The 16,161-nt window shown below is 62.4% G+C and carries 16 protein-coding genes and 1 pseudogene; 8 read left to right on the top strand and 9 right to left on the bottom strand.

The features are described from left to right. Positions 1–5: 5 nt before the first annotated feature. The 4 genes and pseudogenes from aceA to ACOOFN_RS05465 all read left to right on the top strand — a co-directional run bounded on the left by aceA (position 6) and on the right by ACOOFN_RS05465 (position 4,550). Positions 6–1,289: an isocitrate lyase gene (gene aceA / locus ACOOFN_RS05480; RefSeq protein ID WP_420434474.1), complete on the top strand. Its 1,284-nt coding sequence runs from the start codon at positions 6–8 to the stop codon at positions 1,287–1,289. Positions 1,290–1,310: 21 nt separating this feature from the next. After that, a complete protein-coding gene (gene aceB / locus ACOOFN_RS05475) occupies positions 1,311–2,942 on the top strand; it encodes a malate synthase A (protein ID WP_420434472.1) in 1,632 nt (543 codons plus the stop codon). Between the two features lie 259 nt (positions 2,943–3,201). Continuing rightward, positions 3,202–3,903, top strand: a pseudogene (locus tag ACOOFN_RS05470) (AAA family ATPase); the annotation flags it as partial. 254 nt (positions 3,904–4,157) lie between these two features. Then, positions 4,158–4,550, top strand: a complete 393-nt coding sequence (locus ACOOFN_RS05465; protein WP_420434470.1) for a hypothetical protein — start codon at positions 4,158–4,160, stop codon at positions 4,548–4,550. On the opposite strand, the gene ACOOFN_RS05460 is transcribed toward ACOOFN_RS05465, so the two are convergent. The 3 genes from ACOOFN_RS05460 to ACOOFN_RS05450 all read right to left on the bottom strand — a co-directional run bounded on the left by ACOOFN_RS05460 (position 4,547) and on the right by ACOOFN_RS05450 (position 7,427). Further along, complete coding sequence (locus ACOOFN_RS05460; protein ID WP_420434468.1) at positions 4,547–5,662, bottom strand: SO2930 family diheme c-type cytochrome; 1,116 nt, start codon at positions 5,660–5,662, stop codon at positions 4,547–4,549. The genes ACOOFN_RS05465 and ACOOFN_RS05460 overlap by 4 nt on opposite strands. After that, complete coding sequence (locus ACOOFN_RS05455) at positions 5,662–6,891, bottom strand: parallel beta-helix domain-containing protein (protein ID WP_420434466.1); 1,230 nt, start codon at positions 6,889–6,891, stop codon at positions 5,662–5,664. The genes ACOOFN_RS05460 and ACOOFN_RS05455 overlap by 1 nt, the downstream gene beginning before the upstream one ends. An 80-nt stretch (positions 6,892–6,971) precedes the next feature. Beyond that, positions 6,972–7,427 (bottom strand): host attachment protein, encoded by a 456-nt coding sequence (locus ACOOFN_RS05450; RefSeq protein WP_420434464.1) that lies wholly within the window; start codon positions 7,425–7,427, stop codon positions 6,972–6,974. A gap of 128 nt (positions 7,428–7,555) precedes the next feature. Between ACOOFN_RS05450 and ACOOFN_RS05445 the strand changes: the two genes are divergently transcribed. Then, positions 7,556–8,476 (top strand): bile acid:sodium symporter family protein, encoded by a 921-nt coding sequence (locus ACOOFN_RS05445; protein ID WP_420434462.1) that lies wholly within the window; start codon positions 7,556–7,558, stop codon positions 8,474–8,476. On the opposite strand, the gene ACOOFN_RS05440 is transcribed toward ACOOFN_RS05445, so the two are convergent. Beyond that, positions 8,455–9,000: a hypothetical protein gene (locus ACOOFN_RS05440; RefSeq protein WP_420434460.1), complete on the bottom strand. Its 546-nt coding sequence runs from the start codon at positions 8,998–9,000 to the stop codon at positions 8,455–8,457. The two genes, ACOOFN_RS05445 and ACOOFN_RS05440, sit on opposite strands and share 22 nt — an antisense overlap. A 396-nt stretch (positions 9,001–9,396) precedes the next feature. On the opposite strand from ACOOFN_RS05440, the gene ACOOFN_RS05435 reads away from it, so the two are divergent. The 3 genes from ACOOFN_RS05435 to ACOOFN_RS05425 are packed head-to-tail and all read left to right on the top strand — an operon-like array spanning position 9,397 to position 12,287. Next, positions 9,397–10,107, top strand: coding sequence for a helix-turn-helix domain-containing protein (locus ACOOFN_RS05435; protein WP_420434458.1), 711 nt, complete (start codon positions 9,397–9,399; stop codon positions 10,105–10,107). A 12-nt stretch (positions 10,108–10,119) separates the two neighbouring features. Continuing rightward, positions 10,120–11,883 carry an N-acyl-D-amino-acid deacylase family protein gene (locus ACOOFN_RS05430; protein WP_420434456.1) on the top strand — a complete coding sequence of 588 codons (1,764 nt, stop codon included), beginning with the start codon at positions 10,120–10,122 and terminating at the stop codon, positions 11,881–11,883. Positions 11,884–11,924: 41 nt separating this feature from the next. Beyond that, the gene (locus ACOOFN_RS05425) at positions 11,925–12,287 is read left to right on the top strand and encodes a VOC family protein (RefSeq protein WP_420434454.1); all 363 of its coding nucleotides are present in this window, start codon (positions 11,925–11,927) and stop codon (positions 12,285–12,287) included. Between the two features lie 5 nt (positions 12,288–12,292). Here ACOOFN_RS05425 and ACOOFN_RS05420 read toward each other — a convergent pair whose 3' ends face one another. The 5 genes from ACOOFN_RS05420 to ACOOFN_RS05400 all read right to left on the bottom strand — a co-directional run bounded on the left by ACOOFN_RS05420 (position 12,293) and on the right by ACOOFN_RS05400 (position 16,116). Continuing rightward, a complete protein-coding gene (locus ACOOFN_RS05420) occupies positions 12,293–13,693 on the bottom strand; it encodes an NAD(P)(+) transhydrogenase (Re/Si-specific) subunit beta (RefSeq protein WP_420434453.1) in 1,401 nt (466 codons plus the stop codon). Between the two features lie 12 nt (positions 13,694–13,705). Continuing rightward, a complete protein-coding gene (locus tag ACOOFN_RS05415) occupies positions 13,706–14,266 on the bottom strand; it encodes a hypothetical protein (protein ID WP_420434451.1) in 561 nt (186 codons plus the stop codon). Next, a complete protein-coding gene (locus ACOOFN_RS05410; RefSeq protein WP_420434449.1) occupies positions 14,263–14,601 on the bottom strand; it encodes an NAD(P) transhydrogenase subunit alpha in 339 nt (112 codons plus the stop codon). The genes ACOOFN_RS05415 and ACOOFN_RS05410 overlap by 4 nt, the downstream gene beginning before the upstream one ends. Positions 14,602–14,613: 12 nt before the next feature. Continuing rightward, complete coding sequence (locus ACOOFN_RS05405) at positions 14,614–15,735, bottom strand: Re/Si-specific NAD(P)(+) transhydrogenase subunit alpha (RefSeq protein ID WP_420434447.1); 1,122 nt, start codon at positions 15,733–15,735, stop codon at positions 14,614–14,616. An 84-nt stretch (positions 15,736–15,819) separates the two neighbouring features. Further along, complete coding sequence (locus tag ACOOFN_RS05400) at positions 15,820–16,116, bottom strand: aa3-type cytochrome c oxidase subunit IV (protein ID WP_420434445.1); 297 nt, start codon at positions 16,114–16,116, stop codon at positions 15,820–15,822. Positions 16,117–16,161 lie beyond the last annotated feature (45 nt).

The following is a 16,161-nucleotide window of genomic DNA, read 5'->3' as shown; positions in this document are numbered from 1 at the left end:
GCATCATGACAAAATTCACCGATCTCGTACCGGGCGCCACGCCGGATCGCTTCAGCGGAATCGATCGCGACTACACTGCCGAAGACGTGCTCAAGCTGCGCGGCTCGGTTCGGATCGAGCACACGCTCGCCGAACGCGGCGCTATCAAGCTCTGGAACCTTCTCAAGACCGAGCCCTACATCAACGCCCTGGGCGCGCTTACGGGCGGCCAGGCCATGCAGATGGTTCGGGCCGGGCTGAAGGCCATCTACCTCTCGGGCTGGCAGGTCGCGGCAGACGCCAACGAGGCGGGTGCCATGTATCCGGACCAGTCGCTCTATCCGGCGGATTCCGGCCCCGAGCTCGCCAAGCGCATCAACCGCACGCTTCAGCGCGCTGACCAGATTGAAATGTCCGAAGGCAATCTCACGCGCGACTGGTTTGCGCCAATCGTCGCTGATGCGGAGGCCGGCTTTGGCGGACCGCTCAACTGTTACGAGATCATGCGCGCCTACATCGAGGCGGGCGCCGCCGGCGTGCATTTCGAGGACCAGGTCGCGGCCGAAAAGAAATGCGGCCATCTCGGCGGCAAGGTCCTCATCGCGACCAAGGCCCACCAGCGCAACCTCAATGCTGCGCGTCTCGCGGCTGATGTCCTCGGCGTCCCGACGCTCACCGTTGCCCGGACAGACGCGGAATCGGCCACTCTGATCAATTCCGATGTCGACGAACGCGACCATGAATTTATCGATTACGAGGCAGGCCGCACGGCGGAAGGCTTCTACCGCCTCAAGAAAGGCATGGGTGTGGATCACTGCATCAAGCGTGGCCTCGCCTACGCGAAATACGCCGATCTCCTGTGGTGGGAGACCTCGAAGCCGAATCTCGACGAGGCGCGCCGCTTTGCCGAGGCCATCCAGAAGGAATTCCCAGGCAAGATGATGGCGTACAATTGTTCGCCCTCCTTCAACTGGGAAGCCAATCTCGACAAGGCCACGATCGAAACCTATCAGCGCGAGCTCGGCGCCATGGGGTACAAGTTCCAGTTCGTCACCCTGGCCGGCTTCCACCAGCTCAATCACGGCATGTTCAATCTCGCGCTCGGCTATCGCGATCGCGGCATGGGCGCCTATTCCGAGCTGCAGCAGGCTGAATTCGCCTCCGAAGCGGACGGATACACCGCGACGCGTCACCAGCGCGAAGTCGGGACCGGCTATTTCGATCTGGTCAACCAGACCCTCTCGGGTGGCAAATCCTCCACGACAGCCATGGGTGAATCCACCGAAGCCGCGCAGTTCGCGGCCGAGTAGTCGGGCGAGAGGAGCCAGATCATGAACACGGCAAACCCCAATGGCGTAGACCTTCTCGGTCCGCTGGAACCCGGCTATCGGGGCATTCTCGCCCCGCACGCCCTCTCCTTCCTCGTCGGTCTGCATCGCCGTTTCGACGGCCGCCGCAAGGCGCTGCTCGAAGACCGCCAGAAGCGGCAGGCGGACTATGATGCCGGTGCGCTGCCCGATTTTCCGGAAGAGACGGCCGATATCCGCGCCTCGGAGTGGACGGTACGCCCGGCGCCCGCCGATCTGCGCGACCGCCGTGTCGAGATCACCGGGCCTGTTGACCGCAAGATGGTCGTCAACGCGCTGAACTCCGGTGCCCGCTGCTTCATGGCGGATTTCGAGGATGCCTCTTCGCCGACCTGGACAAACATGATCGAGGGGCAGATCAATCTGCGCGAGGCGATCCGGCGCCAGATCGATTTCACGGACGAAAAGAACGGCAAGCGCTACCGGGTCTCGTCGGACGCGGCGACATTGCTGGTCCGCCCGCGCGGCCTTCACCTGGACGAACGCCACATGATGGTGAACGGCCAGCCAATCGCCGCCGCCCTGTTCGATTTCGGCCTTTATCTCTATCACAATTTCGACGCGCTCAACGTGCGCGGAACCGGCCCCTATTTCTATCTGCCGAAGCTCGAGAGCCGGTTCGAAGCCCGCTTCTGGGCACTCGTCTTCAGCCATGCTGAAGAAGTGCTCGGCCTTGAACGCGGAACCATCCGCTGCACGGTGTTGATCGAAACCCTGCCGGCGACGTTCGAGCTCGATGAAATTCTCTACGAGCTGCGCGACTATTGTGTCGGGCTGAACTGCGGCCGCTGGGACTACATCTTTTCCTATATCAAACGCCTGCGCAGCCATACGGACCGCGTCCTCCCGGACCGGTCCCAGGTCTCGATGGCGACGCCCTTCATGGAGGCCTATTCGAAGCGCGTCATCGCGGTCTGCCATCGCCGCGGGGCCCATGCGATGGGCGGCATGTCCGCTTTCATCCCGGTCAAGGGCGATGAAGGTGCCAATGCCCGCGCATTCGAACAGGTCAGGGCGGACAAGGCCCGTGAAGCCACGAATGGCCATGATGGCTGCTGGGTCGCCCACCCTGATCTCGTTCCGGTCGCCAAGGCAGCGTTCGATGACGTCATGTCGGGCCCGAACCAGATCGACAAGAAGTTTGCGGTCACCGGCTCGGCAGCAGATCTTGTCGCCACGCCCGAAGGCACGATCACCGAATCCGGTGCGCGCGAGAACGCCGATGTGGCCATTCGCTATATCGCCGGCTGGCTCGCCGGCCGCGGTGCAGCGCCGATCCGCAACATGATGGAGGATGCGGCAACCGCCGAGATCGCTCGCGCCCAGCTCTGGCAATGGCGCGTCACTGGCGCCTCGACTGAAAACGGCACGGTGCTCGATGCGGCCTGGATGGAAGAGGCGATCGATACCGCCGAGGCTGAAATCCTCGAGGATGCGCACTATCGTCTGTCGGGGCCCGACGAGGTCAGGGCTGCGGCAAGTCTCCTGCGAGAGCTCGTGCTCTCCGACGATTTCGCGGAATTCCTGACGTTGAAGGCCTATGACCGGCTGACCGAGGGTCTGCAGGTCTCGATGCGTCTGACGGAATTCGACTAGACCACGCGCGATTGCCAACCGGCGGGACCGGGGGGCATGGCGCGGCAGGCTCCTCGCAATCCAGCCTGCCGCGCCGCATCACGTCGCGATGTTTACTTGCGGTATTCGAGGCAATTCCTTCAGGCTCCGCTAACCCTCGGACCGCATTGGCGCCGATTGTTCGAATTTGAACAAAGCGCTTAAACGGCCCTTATGCGATGGCATGGTGTGCTCACGTCCGAACAGCCGGAAAACCGGCGCGGATGGTGTGAGGGTGCCCATGACGGAAAAGGCGAATGTCGTCGTATTCGCGTCGCAGAAAGGCGGGTCCGGGAAGACCACCTTGTCGGGACATGTCGCGGTCGAAGCGGAACGCAATGGCGACGGCCCCGTCGCGCTGATCGACACGGATCCACAGGGCTCGCTCGCCAAATGGTGGAATGCGCGAACCAGCGCCGCGCCGGCCTATGCCCGGGTTTCAATCGAGGATCTCGAAGCCGGAATCCGCCATCTGGAGAAATCCGGTTTCAAGCTGATTGTCATCGACACGCCGCCCGCCGTTACGGAGTCGATCGCGGGCGTGGTCCGTCATGCCGATCTCGTCGTGGTCCCGACGCGGCCAAGCCCGCACGATCTGCGCGCGGTCGGTCCCACCGTCGATATCGTCGAGAGCTTTTCCAAGCCGCTGGTCTTTGTCGTGAATTCCGCCACCGCCCGCGCGCGGATCACTGGCGAGACGGCGGTCGCATTGTCCCAGCATGGCGTGGTCGCGCCCGTGACCATTCACCACCGCACCGATTTCGCCGCCTCCATGATCGATGGCCGCACGGTCGGCGAGATCAATGAAGGCTCGAAATCTGCCGACGAAGTATCCAAGCTCTGGCGCTATTTGCGCGCACGATTTGTGCGCAAGGCTGTTGCCTTGAATGACTATGACGCTTCTGCGGATCTTGCTGTCGCTGCGCTCACCCCGGGCGGCGGCGCGCCGGGTTTGTTTGGCGAGGAAGACGAGACCGACCTGCCGGGTCTCGGAGAACTGGTCCTTCCCGGCTGGCGCGAGGAGGAATTGCCCGAACCACAGGCGCGGCCCGACGGCAAGCCGGCCTGGGATGGCGTCGATCGCCGATCTTCGGATGCCGGTCCGCCACAGGGCGTCGGCGAAAGGCGCCAGCCTCCGCGGGCTGTCTTCGGGCGCCGCACCGCCTTCGTCCACCGGATTGCAGGGCAGGGCTGAAGATGAGTGCGTCTCCCTATGCTTCGCTGCGGTCGGAACTGCTGGTTCGCAAGGGCGCGGCCGTGCCCTCTCCCGCCGGAACGAGAACCGCAATCGACACTGCCTTTGATCCTTTCTCGGTCGCACGCCGCGACGCCTCGGATGCGGAAACCGCCCCCCCGCTCCACCCGCATCCGGGGCCGTGCGATGCGCTTGACGCCTCCGAACCCGGTGAGGACGAGAACGGTTTTGATCTGACCGAGCAGCAGGACCGGCGATTGCGGCTCGCAGCGGCGAAACTCGACACGACGCGAAATGCGCTGCTGTCGGAAGCGGTCGACAATCTGCTCACCCATCTCGGGGAAACCGAGCTGGCGGGCTGTGCCTGCTACCGCGCACTCATCACCGACGCCTAGTTGCAATCGCCTTCCAGGCTGGCAATCCAGTCGGCAATCAACGCCACACCTTCGGTGTGCGCGAGGGAGCGGCCCAGCTCCGGCATCATCTCGTCGCCGCGGGTCGATGCCATCCGGTAGACGAAAATCGATGCTTCCGGTTGTCCCGGAACGATATCGAAGCGCAGCCCGCCTGACCCAGGCCCCGCTGCAATCGGTGGCTTGCACAGGCCCAGATTGGCGGTCTCCGGCGCATCGATATTGAGGTGCAGCCCGGACGTATCCGCCGGCCCGACCGGGTTGTGGCAATGCGCGCAATTTATATCGAGATAGGCGCGGGCGCGGTCCGCCAGCGGCAGATCGGAATTGTCCCAGGCTGCGGCAATCGGGGCATTTTCCGGAGCCGGTGCGCCGGTCAGATATCCGGCGGCGATGAAATGCCCGATCTGGTTCTCTATGCCTTCCGCATAGGCAAAATCGCGATTGAGATGCCGTGCCGCCGGACCGATGGGCGAGAGATCGCGGGTCGTGTTATTGGTGGCATGACAGCCCGCGCACTGGTTCACATTCGGCACCAGATAATTGATTTCACGCAGATCTCCGTCTGACTCGGCGAGCGTCAGCGTTTCCGAATACCCCGCCCGCATCAGCCGCGCTTCGGTCTGTTCGCCATTCCAGACATAGGGCAGGGCAACCCAGCCTGCTTCACGCCGCGCCAGGATCCGGGTCTCGATCAGGCGGACCCGGTCGAGATCCAGTGTTTCCGCGCGGTCGCTGACCCTGATCCCCGCATCGCCGCGCTGCACGTTTCCGGCTGTATCCACGGGGTAATAAAAGGTCTTTGTGATCACCGTGCCGACCGGGAAGTCGAACACGTCGCCATCGCGATATGCGGCCGACGCGCCTTCCGGCATCCAGACCGTCCGCAGCTTGCCGGCATGGTCGGTAAACAGCGCCGAGTTCAGATCGTAGGGTTCAACCCGGTCCGACAGCACGAGCTCACCGTCGCGGATCGCAACCATGCCCCATTCCGACAGCAGGTCCGGCCGGCCTTCCGCATGGAAGACCGGGGTGGCAGGTCGATCGCTGCAGGCAGCGAGCGCAAGCGCGCAAACGACGGCGACGTACCGCATCAGAAGGGCAGCGTGATCTCCGGCAGACGCTCATGCTGGCAGGACGTGTCGTCGACGATATGCGGGTCGGCATACGCGTTCGGTCCGTCGACATTCAGCATTTGCGCATCGCCATTATCGATACAGATCCGGTAGGGCGCAGCCAGCCGGCCGTCGACCATGTTCGCCGGATTGGCAAACCCGTCCCACAACACGTCGGGAATGTTCCCGGTGAGGCCGAACTTCAGGACGCGCAACGCCTGAAGTTCGACATTGTCCGGATTGCCGCCGCCTTCGCCAAGATCATTGTTGGCGATCCAGATCGTTTCCGGAAAGGGATCGAAATCGTCCTGCACGCTGACATCGGAATAGCCGGTCGAATAGACCGAAGAGATAATGATGTTCGCGGTGCGGTGATCGCGGATGAGATTGTCGAAGATCTCCACCCGGTCATTCGAGTTGATGACGATTCCCGAACCCGCCGGAACGCTGGCCACCGGTGTGCCGGGATGGCCGAAATTGCCGGTATTGTTCTCGTGAACATCGTTTCGATAAACGCGAGTGGAATGTCCCGGCTGCGGCAAGTTGGGCATGTTGAAGACCAGGATACCGCCCGTATTGTGCCGCGCCACATTGCCGTAGACATCCGCCCCGATCGTGTTCTCGATCTCGATGCCGGCGACATTGTATTCGGCGATGCTGTCGCGCACGATGACGTTCTCGGACTGCCCGACATAGATGCCGGCATCCGAAGCGCCAATGGCGATCGCACCTTCAATCAGCGTGTTCCGGGTCTGCACCGGATAGATGCCATAGGCACCATTGTTGGTATCTGGCCCGTTGGTCCATTCGGTTCGCACCCGCCGGATAATGATGTTTTCGCCCTCATTGATTTTCAGGGCGTCGCCGCGCGTGTCCTCGATCGCCAGATCCTCGATCGTAAAATCGCTTGCGGTGACGAGGAGACCTTCTGCGCCGGAGGTCTGGTTGGCGAAGGACAGCACGGTTTCATCCATCCCCGCACCGCGGAGGGTGACACCGTCGACCGTCAGCGACAGCGACCGGTCGAAGGCGAACACCCCCGCCGGGATCTCGATCACATCGCCAGGCTGAGCGTCGATCAGCTGTTCCATGAGCGTGGTCTGGTAATCGGAGTCCGCACCCGACAGGTCGCGACCGTCATTGCCACCGCCACAGGCGGCAAGGAAAAGGCAGGCCGCCAAGGCGAACCGTAATTTGAGATTGACCATGAGTGCCTCCCCGCGCTGCCGGTCTGAACAGTGTTCACTCGGCGACAGACTAGGCTGTCTGCCCGGGAAATGTCGAGGGACTAGCTCGGCTGCAGAGCTTCCTTCACACGCTTCTCGAGCTGGTCCACGGGTTCGTTCACGATATCCAGCGGAAATTCCTCGAGCAGCCGGGATTTCAACGCGTCGTGATACTTGTCACGAATCTCGCCCAGCGAATCGCTGTCCGCATAGATCAGGAGCTGGTCGAACTTGCCCTCCAGTGCCGCGCTGTTGAGGGACTCGATCAGGTCTTCCACGAAACGGCGTTCCTCGAGCTCGTGTGCATCGCCCTGGTCGACCGCGCTTCGATGCCCGGTGCCATCGAACATGCGTCCGGGCTTGTCGGTGTGAATTTCCCGGTCGGGCGGCACATCCGTGTCACGAACGTCGACAGGCCGCAATACAGGGTATTCGGCATCGCCGTCATTGCGGAAAACCAAAGCCTTGCTGCCGTCCAGAACGGCGACCCAGAGCGTCTTGCGAGGTCCACGGTTCATCGATGTCTCCTCCCTGTGCGCTGCATTATCGTTACAAGGCAAACGCATCACAATGCGACAGTTTCAGCACGGGTTGCAACACGGGCCGATTACCCGATGATCCGTCGGACTCATGAGGGGGACTGCCTGTGGATGCGGCCGCACTCGACACCATTGAGGTGACCGTCGGCGCGAGCTCGCGGATTGGCCTGACCGCTGCCTTGGCGGTCATGATCTTCTCGGTGTCGCTGACGCTGAAGCCGGGGGATTTTGCCTTTCTCGGCCGCCAGCCGAAAATGTTCTTCGGTGGATTGTCGACCCAGATAATCGCCTTGCCGTTGATGACGATCGGCCTGGCTCACCTGCTCGCCCCAACACCGTCGGTCGCGTTCGGCATGATTGTCGTCGCCTGCTGTCCGGGCGGCAATGTCTCCAATCTGATGGTGCTGATGGCGCGCGGCAACGCGGCCTATTCCGTTTCGTTGACCGCCGCGTCGAGCGCGCTGGCCTTCCTCGTGACCCCGATCGCCATTTTTGGCTGGGCGAGTCTCTACCCGCCTACGGCCGCTCTCATCCGCACCGTCGAGATCGAGGCACTGCCCTTCATTCTGCAGACCGGCATGGCGCTCGGTGTGCCGCTGGCAGCCGGCATGTTGCTGTCGACCTTCTTCCCGGCGATCGCACGACGCATACAGCCGGTCTTTTACGCGATGGCGATCGCCATACTCGTCCTGCTGGTGACCGTCGGACTGGTGTCGAACTGGGAGCTCATCCTGGCGAGTAGCGATGTGATCGCGCCGGTCGCCATCATCCACAATGCCGCTGCGTTCGGTCTTGGCGCGCTCGCCGGGCGTTTGCTGTCCATTGCAGCGCCGTCGCGCCGGGCGCTGACCTTCGAGATCGGCATCCAGAATGCCGGGCTCGGCCTGGTCATCCTGCTGACCCAGTTCCCGACACTGGGCGGGGCTGCAGCCGTCACCGGTTTCTGGTCAATCTGGCATTTGTTTGCCGGTCTGTTCCTGGCCGGGGCTTTCCGACTCTGGGACCGCTATTCGGCCATGCGCGAATAGCGGATCACCCAGCGGTCGGCCCAGTCTTCCTCTTCGGAAGCACGGCCCTGCCAGCGCCAGGTAAAGCTGTCCTCGGTGACGTCCTGCCAGATCATGCGAAGATGGGGGGCATCATCAGACAGGCGGGTGTTCTCGAGGCCGAAGTGATAATCGTCATCTTCTCCGCCGGGACCGCCCACCAATGCAAAGTATCCGCCGGTATTGTCCACCCAGCTTTGCCGCCAGGCACCGACCGGCGCGTGGTAGGTCGAGACCGACATCCCCTCGAAACCGCCCGAAAAGCGTTCATAGATGACGCAATCGCCGTACTCGTCTCGCGTGATGTGGTTCTCGCCGGTACCGATCGTGCCGTCGCCATTGTCCCACTCCGCGTGCCAGTCCCCGACCCAGAAATCGAGTTGGCGGTATTCCGCGCCTGAGCACGGCGACTGCTGTGGGGCTGTGTTCGACTGGGCGAAACCCGCCGCGCTCAGGCTGGCCCCTGCGGCTATCGCCACAAGAAACCTGGAAACATGATTCTGCATGGACCTTGATCTCCATATCCGAATTTCCGGGCGACGATAGGCCGCGTCCGGCGCCACCGTCTTGACGTGACTGCGCATCTCCCCTCGAGAGGGCGCGCGCCGCAGCGCGGGCGGAAAGCCGGCTCGACATGAGCGTCGCGCCGGCAGCAGGACGCCGGATCACTCATTGCGAAGAAGCAGAAGGCACGACCTGGGCAGGACGGTGACAATGAGGCTGTGTGTTCAACCGGGGTTTTCCGCCCCGCCCAGGCGAGTCCCTGCGATTAACACCACAGGAAATCGAATATATTTCAAATGCTTGGCCGGCGGATGTTGGTTTCCGGCTTCACGCATAAGTTACGTTGCAGCCCGCGCTGGTGTCTTGACCTGATTGCGCAACGCCCGATGCTTTCCGTCATGTCGATCACGCTCGCCTCCGAACCATTGGCACTGTCCACCAATCTGCGGCGGTTGGAGCAGTGCATTCGGTTTCTGAAGGACGCCGAACGGCGCTATGTCGCGGCCAACCAGGGCATGGCAGACTTTTTTGGCGCATCTACGGTTCGCGACGTGATCGGACGGCGGACTACGGACTTTTTCGATAGCGGCATCGTCGAGCGATATGACGAGCTGGATCAGGCGGTCGCCGCTGGCAGAACCCTCATCGACCGTTTCGATTTCACCTATGACCACACCGGCTTGCGGCGCTGGTATCTGTATGCGCGGACCCGGACCTGGCAGTCGGGGGATCCTGTCATAAGGGGAATTTCCTACCGTTTGCCGAGGCGTCCGGCCTCTGACCGTGTGTATTCGCGGCTGGCGCTCGCCACCGATTCCATTGCGGCCAACATCGTCGAAGCGCCAACCGTCGAAATCCTGGCCGAGACCTGCCACTGTTCGGTCGCTCAGCTCGAACGCGATTTCCGCTCCGTGCTTGCCCAGAGCCCGAAACAATACCGGTCGCGCCTGCGCGTGCAGCGTGCCATCGATGCCATCCGCGCAGGCTGGTCGCTGACGGACGCGGCGCTGGAGGCCGGTTATTCCGAGCATTCCGCCCTGTCGCGGGCCTTCAAGGCATTCACCGGCTTAACCCCGGCAAGGTTTCGGGCCACACTCCCGGAAAACTGACCGGGGAAAGACATGGGTTACGACATCAAGATCAGCGGCGGTCTCGTGCATGACGGGAGCGGCGCTCCGCCACGCCACGCCGATATCGGCATAAAGGACGGGATCATCACCGCGATTGGCGACTGCCCGGATGCGGCGAGCCGCGAGATCGATGCAGAAGGCTGCATCGTCACGCCCGGCTTTCTCGACCTGCACTCGCATTATGACGGCCAGGCGACCTGGGACGACCAGCTCGAACCTTCCTCGCGGCACGGCGTGACGACCACTGTTATGGGCAATTGCGGCGTCGGTTTTGCGCCGGTGAAGGCGACCGACCATGAGCGACTGATCAAGCTGATGGAAGGCGTCGAGGACATTCCCGGCACCGCTCTTGCCGAGGGGCTGCAATGGAATTGGGAGGGTTTCCCGGATTATATGAACGCCCTCGACGAACAGCACCGCACCATCGATGTGGCCGTGCATATCGGTCACGACCCGCTGCGCGTCTATGTGATGGGCGACCGTGCGATCGCCGACGAGGAAGCCTCGGACGAGGATATCCAGGCAATGCGCCGCCTCGTGCGCGAAGCGATGGAGGCTGGCGCAATCGGTTTTTCCACCGGGCGCTCTGATGTTCACAAGACGGCGGACGGCGACTGGACGCCGTCCTCCGAAGCCACGGCAAAGGAATTGGCGGGCATCGCGCAGGCGTTTGACGGGCTCGATTACGGCGTCGTACAGGCCGTTTCAGACTTCGATCTCGAGCGCGAGGGCGACCGGTTCGAGGCCGAGTGGAACGTGCTCGAAGCCTATGCCAAGGCGGCCGGCGGACGCCCCTTCTCCATGTCCCTGATGCAACGCGATTTCGCGCCCGACCAATGGACCCGGATTCTCGAAAAGGCAGAGCAGATGAAGGCCGAGGGGGTCGACATGCGCGTGCAGACGGCACCGCGGGGTATCGGCGTCTTCCTCGGCCTGCAATGCACCTTCCATTTCTTCATGGGCTATCCGAGCTACAAGAAGATTGCCGACAAGCCTTTCGAGGAACGTGTCGCGATCATGAAGACGCCTGAGTTCAAGGCGCAGATCCTGTCAGAGAAAACCGACCAGCTTTCCGGCCCCGGCTCGTCGATCCCGCCGCTTGCCGACCTTCTGATGGCGCATATCGACTTTGTCGCGACGAAGCTGTTCCAGCTCGGCGATCCGCCTGACTATGAACAGCCGCCGGAGAACGCGCTCGCCGCCAAGGCCGAGGCCGAGGGCGTACCGCTGATGGAAAAACTCTACGACACGGTACTCGAGCGCGACGGCAAGGAGCTGATCTATTTCCCGATCTATAACTATACAGAAGGCGATTATGCCAATGTCATGAAGATGATGACCCATCCCCAGGCGCTGCAGGGCCTCGGTGATGGCGGCGCGCATGTCGGCACGATCTGCGACGCTTCCATGCCGACCTATCTCCTCTCGCACTGGACGCGCGACCGCAGGCGCGGGCCGAAAATCCCGGTCCAGCGCGCCGTGCAGATGATGACCGGCGACATTGCCGATTTCCTGTCACTAACCGATCGCGGCTATCTGCGTGAAGGCATGAAGGCCGATATCAATGTCATCGATCATGCCGGCCTGCAGCTGGAGCCGCCGCACATGGTGACGGACCTGCCCGCCGGCGGTCAGCGCCTGTTGCAGGGTGCACGGGGTTACCGGGCAACGATCGTGGCCGGTGTGCCGGTCGTGCTGGACGACAAATTCACAGGCGAGAAGCCGGGGCGGCTGGTCCGGGCGGGGAGACGCTAGCTTTCTCTCCTCATCAAGGGGAGGGGATGTAGGAGCCGAACATGAAACTCTCCCAGAAAACCAAAATCTCCACGCCGAGACTGGCCGAAGTGCAGGCCTGGTATCAGCGTGTCTTCGGCATGGTCGTGGCCGAGGAATGGGATCATGACGGCGACAAGGGCGTCATTCTGGCCTTTGAAGGCGGGCACAACGAGGCCCTGCTCGAGATCTACCACACAGATGTGGTCCATGATTTTTCCGGCCTGAGCCTGCAATACCGGGCCGAGCCGCTCGACGATTTCATTGCGGGCATGCCCGGCGATATCGAGCCGGAAGACCTGAAGGACCGGCCCTGGGGCGCGCGCTATCTCTATCTGCGCGATCCGCTGGGCATCCAGGTCATCGTCTATGAGGGCTGCTGGTAGGCGCCTTAATCCATCGCCTTGACGATCTGCTCGGTCATCTTCTTGGCGTCGCCCAGGAGCATCATCGTGTTGTCGCGGAAGAAGAGCGGGTTCTCCACCCCGGCATAGCCCGAACCCAGCGAGCGCTTGATGAAGAACACCGTGCCGGCCTTCCAGACCTGTAAGACCGGCATGCCGTAGATCGGTGAGGTCGGATCATCCTCCGCCGCCGGATTGGTCACATCATTGGCGCCGATCACGAAGGCGACGTCGGCATTCGAAAACTCCGAATTGATGTCTTCCAGCTCGAACACCTCGTCATAGGGCACATTCGCTTCCGCGAGCAGCACATTCATATGCCCCGGCATGCGGCCTGCAACCGGGTGAATGGCATAGGATACCTCGACGCCTTCTTCCTTCAACATGTCGCCCATTTCCTTGAGCGCATGCTGTGCCTGAGCCACCGCCATGCCGTATCCCGGCACGATAATGACCTTGCGCGCATTCTTCAGGATAAAGGCGGCATCGTCGGCCGAGCCCAGCTTGACCGTCCCTTGAGGCCCGTCGCCGGCCGGTCCCGCGGTCTCGCCGCCAAATCCGCCGAGGATCACCGAGATGAAGGACCGGTTCATGCCCTTGCACATGATGTAGGACAGGATCGCGCCGGACGAACCGACCAGCGCGCCAGTGACCAAGAGCGCCGTGTTCTCGAGCGTGAAGCCGAGCGCCGCAGCGGCCCAGCCCGAATACGAGTTCAGCATCGAGACGACGACTGGCATGTCGGCCCCGCCGATCGGGATAATCAGCGTCACGCCGAGCACGAAAGCGACAATGGTCAGCGCCCAGAAGGCGAAGGAGAGCTGGCCGCCCGACGCCATCAGGAAGACGATCATCAGCGCAATGAAGCCGCCCATGCCGAGATTGATCCAGTGCTGGCCCTTGAACACGACGGGCGCACCCGAGACCAGGCCTTGCAGCTTCATGAAAGCGATGACCGAGCCCGAGAAGGTGATCGCGCCGATCGCCGAGCCGAGTGACAATTCCAGCAGGCTGATGCCCTTGATGTCGCCAAATGTGCCGATGTGGAAGATGTCAGGGCGGTAAAACGCCGCCGCCGCCACCAGGACGGCTGACATGCCGACCAGCGAGTGGAAGGCGGCGACCAGCTGCGGCATCGCCGTCATCGGTATGCGCTGGGCAATGACCGCGCCGGCACCGCCACCGACCGCCATCAGCACGAGGATGATCAGCAGACCGCCGAAACCGATGCCCGACACCAACAGGGTGACAAGGATGGCAATTCCCATCCCGGCCATGCCGAAATAATTGCCCTGGCGCGCCGTTTCCGGGTTGGACAGCCCGCGCAAAGCGAGAATGAACAATACGCCGGAAACCAGATAGAGAATGGCAGCAAGATCAGCGGACATGGGTGTCTCTTCTTATTCCGAGTAATTCAGATGAAAGCCGGACAGGTCACGGATCGCGTGCCCGGGACGGGTTTCGATCGGGCTGATCGAGAGGATGAGATCGATGCCGGGATCCGCCCTTGCGCGATGAATGGCGTCGAGCAGTGCGCCGGCCAGCCAGCGCCGGTACGGTGCCTCGGCCGCTTCATCAATCCCGTAAAAGCCGTCCAGATTGAGCCAGAGGATATAATGCCGCTGGCCATAGGGATCTTCGTCGGCGCAATACACCGTCAGTTCCCAGCTTGAGACGCGGACTTCGCTGACTTCCCCGCATTCGACACGGTAATGCGATGGGCGGTTTCGCCGGTTGCGCGTCTGTTCCGCCTCGCGCGCCAATTCCATCATGCGCTGCGAGATGAAGGGCGCCTCTTCTTCGTCTTCGGCGGTATCTTGCTCTGGTTGGCGTTGCAAGCCCTGAACCGGAACCCTCTGGATCTGCTGCGGCACGCGGACGCTGGATTGTGCGTTGGCGCTGCCGAGGCTGCCGGGTCCGATGGCGAGCACAAGACCCGCCAGCAAGGCCAGCCGGATCATGACTTGTCTCCGCCGGCCGGTTTTTCCTTCTTCTTGTACATGGCCAGCATGCGCTGGGTGACAAGAAAGCCGCCGAAAATGTTGACGCTGGCGAGGATCACGGCGAGCCCGCCCGCCCCCTTGGCAAAGCCGGAGCCCATGGCATCTCCGCCGACAAGGGCCGGCGCGGCCGCAGCGAGCAGCGCGCCGACAATGATCACCGAGGAGATCGCATTGGTCACCGCCATTAGCGGCGTGTGCAGCGCCGGGGTTACCGACCAGACCACGTAATAACCGACGAAGATTGCCATCACGAAGATGGCAAGGCGGAGGGTAATCGGATCAACTGCGTCCATTTCGGGCCCTTCCTATTTCAATGTCTCGTGCACGACTTTCCCGTCGCGCGTCAGCGCCATGCCGGTAATGATCTCGTCGTCCCAGTGCGGCGCGAGTCCACCGTCATCGTCGACCAGGAGCGGCGTCAGATTGACCAGGTTCCGGCCGTAGAGCGATGAGGCATCCGCCGCGAGCCGGCCGGGCAGGTTTGTAAAGCCGGCGATCGACACGCCATCGTGTTCAACGATCTCATCCGGTTTCGTGAGCTCGCAATTTCCGCCCATCGCCGCAGCGATATCGATGATCACCGATCCCGGCTTCATCGATTCGACCATCGCCTTGGTGATCAGTTTAGGCGCCGGCCGCCCCGGGATCAGCGCAGTGGTCACCACGATGTCCTGCTTGGCGATGTGACTGGCAACAAGTTCGGCCTGCTTGGCCTGGTAGTCTTTGGACATTTCCTTGGCATAGCCGCCGGCGGTTTCCGCCGCCTTGAATTCCTCGTCCTCGACGGCGATGAATTTCGCACCCAGAGAGGCGACCTGTTCCTTCGACGCCGGACGGACATCAGTGGCCGACACGACCGCGCCCAGCCGCCTTGCCGTGGCGATGGCTTGCAGACCGGCGACACCGGCGCCCATGACAAAGGCCTTGGCCGCGGCCACAGTGCCGGCAGCCGTCATCATCATCGGGAAGGCCCGGCGGTAGATCTGCGACGCCTCGATCACTGCGCGGTACCCGGCGAGGTTTGATTGTGACGACAGCGCATCCATGGCCTGCGCCCGGGTGATCCGCGGCGTGAATTCCATCGCCAGCGCATTTATGCCCGCAGCGGCGAGGGCCTTGGCGCGGTCCTTGTTGCCGTGAGGCGCGAGCAGCCCGACCAGCAGACAGCCCTTGGGCAGCTTTTCTAGCGTGGCATCGTCAGGCGTACGCACCGCAAAGACCGCGTCTGCGCCTTTCAGCGTCGCGGCCAGCGTGCCCAGTTTGGCACCCGCCGCCTCGAACAGCGGATCGGGTAGACTGGCGTTCGCCCCGGCGCCCTTTTCAATGCGGATTTCATGACCCGCGCCAATCAGTTTCTTGACGGTATCGGGCGTAGCCGCAACCCGGGTTTCCCCGTCACGGCGTTCTTTAAGTATGGCAATTTTCATGCGTTCAGGATGACCCGCTCACAGATGATGTGAGCACCTTGTCGGATTCCCGAACGAAATAAAAGAGGCAATCGCGCGCGCGACTTAGAGCAGGCTGCCGACCAGTCCGGCGACGATGGCGCTAAGGAAGCAGATCGCGGCGAATCCGATTACCGTGGCATACCAATTGGCCTTCAATTTGAGCGCCATTCCCATTGCGATCCCGACGATCGTCGTGACGATCAGCGACACCATCCAGCCAATATGGGCGGCAAAGGTGAGCGCAAGAAACAGCACCGAAAGCACGGTCAGGCCGCCGAACCACACCGACAGCCCCATGAAGCTGGAAAACGTGCGGCTTTGCTCTGAAACATCCATCGTGCCGCGTTCGTAATCAGCCATTTTTACCCCCTGAAGGTCTCAACCGGATTTGTCAGCGGATTATCA

It is taken from the genome of Hyphobacterium sp. (genome assembly GCF_965217055.1).
Lineage (GTDB): Bacteria > Pseudomonadota > Alphaproteobacteria > Caulobacterales > Maricaulaceae > Hyphobacterium.
The sequence above is the reverse complement of the archived record's forward strand: the minus strand, read 5'-3'. Positions and strand labels throughout refer to the sequence as shown.

Excerpts from the sequence above, each read along its gene's own strand:
- ACOOFN_RS05435 (WP_420434458.1), top strand. The coding sequence starts at position 9,397 with ATGTCGATCACGCTCGCCTCCGAACCATTGGCACTGTCCACCAATCTG.
- ACOOFN_RS05405 (WP_420434447.1), bottom strand. The coding sequence starts at position 15,735 with ATGAAAATTGCCATACTTAAAGAACGCCGTGACGGGGAAACCCGGGTT.
- ACOOFN_RS05425 (WP_420434454.1), top strand. The coding sequence starts at position 11,925 with ATGAAACTCTCCCAGAAAACCAAAATCTCCACGCCGAGACTGGCCGAA.
- ACOOFN_RS05420 (WP_420434453.1), bottom strand. The coding sequence starts at position 13,693 with ATGTCCGCTGATCTTGCTGCCATTCTCTATCTGGTTTCCGGCGTATTG.
- ACOOFN_RS05455 (WP_420434466.1), bottom strand. The coding sequence starts at position 6,891 with ATGGTCAATCTCAAATTACGGTTCGCCTTGGCGGCCTGCCTTTTCCTT.
- ACOOFN_RS05415 (WP_420434451.1), bottom strand. The coding sequence starts at position 14,266 with ATGATCCGGCTGGCCTTGCTGGCGGGTCTTGTGCTCGCCATCGGACCC.
- ACOOFN_RS05450 (WP_420434464.1), bottom strand. The coding sequence starts at position 7,427 with ATGAACCGTGGACCTCGCAAGACGCTCTGGGTCGCCGTTCTGGACGGC.
- ACOOFN_RS05430 (WP_420434456.1), top strand. The coding sequence starts at position 10,120 with ATGGGTTACGACATCAAGATCAGCGGCGGTCTCGTGCATGACGGGAGC.
- ACOOFN_RS05400 (WP_420434445.1), bottom strand. The coding sequence starts at position 16,116 with ATGGCTGATTACGAACGCGGCACGATGGATGTTTCAGAGCAAAGCCGC.
- ACOOFN_RS05460 (WP_420434468.1), bottom strand. The coding sequence starts at position 5,662 with ATGCGGTACGTCGCCGTCGTTTGCGCGCTTGCGCTCGCTGCCTGCAGC.
- ACOOFN_RS05410 (WP_420434449.1), bottom strand. The coding sequence starts at position 14,601 with ATGGACGCAGTTGATCCGATTACCCTCCGCCTTGCCATCTTCGTGATG.
- ACOOFN_RS05465 (WP_420434470.1), top strand. The coding sequence starts at position 4,158 with ATGAGTGCGTCTCCCTATGCTTCGCTGCGGTCGGAACTGCTGGTTCGC.
- aceB (WP_420434472.1), top strand. The coding sequence starts at position 1,311 with ATGAACACGGCAAACCCCAATGGCGTAGACCTTCTCGGTCCGCTGGAA.
- ACOOFN_RS05440 (WP_420434460.1), bottom strand. The coding sequence starts at position 9,000 with ATGCAGAATCATGTTTCCAGGTTTCTTGTGGCGATAGCCGCAGGGGCC.
- aceA (WP_420434474.1), top strand. The coding sequence starts at position 6 with ATGACAAAATTCACCGATCTCGTACCGGGCGCCACGCCGGATCGCTTC.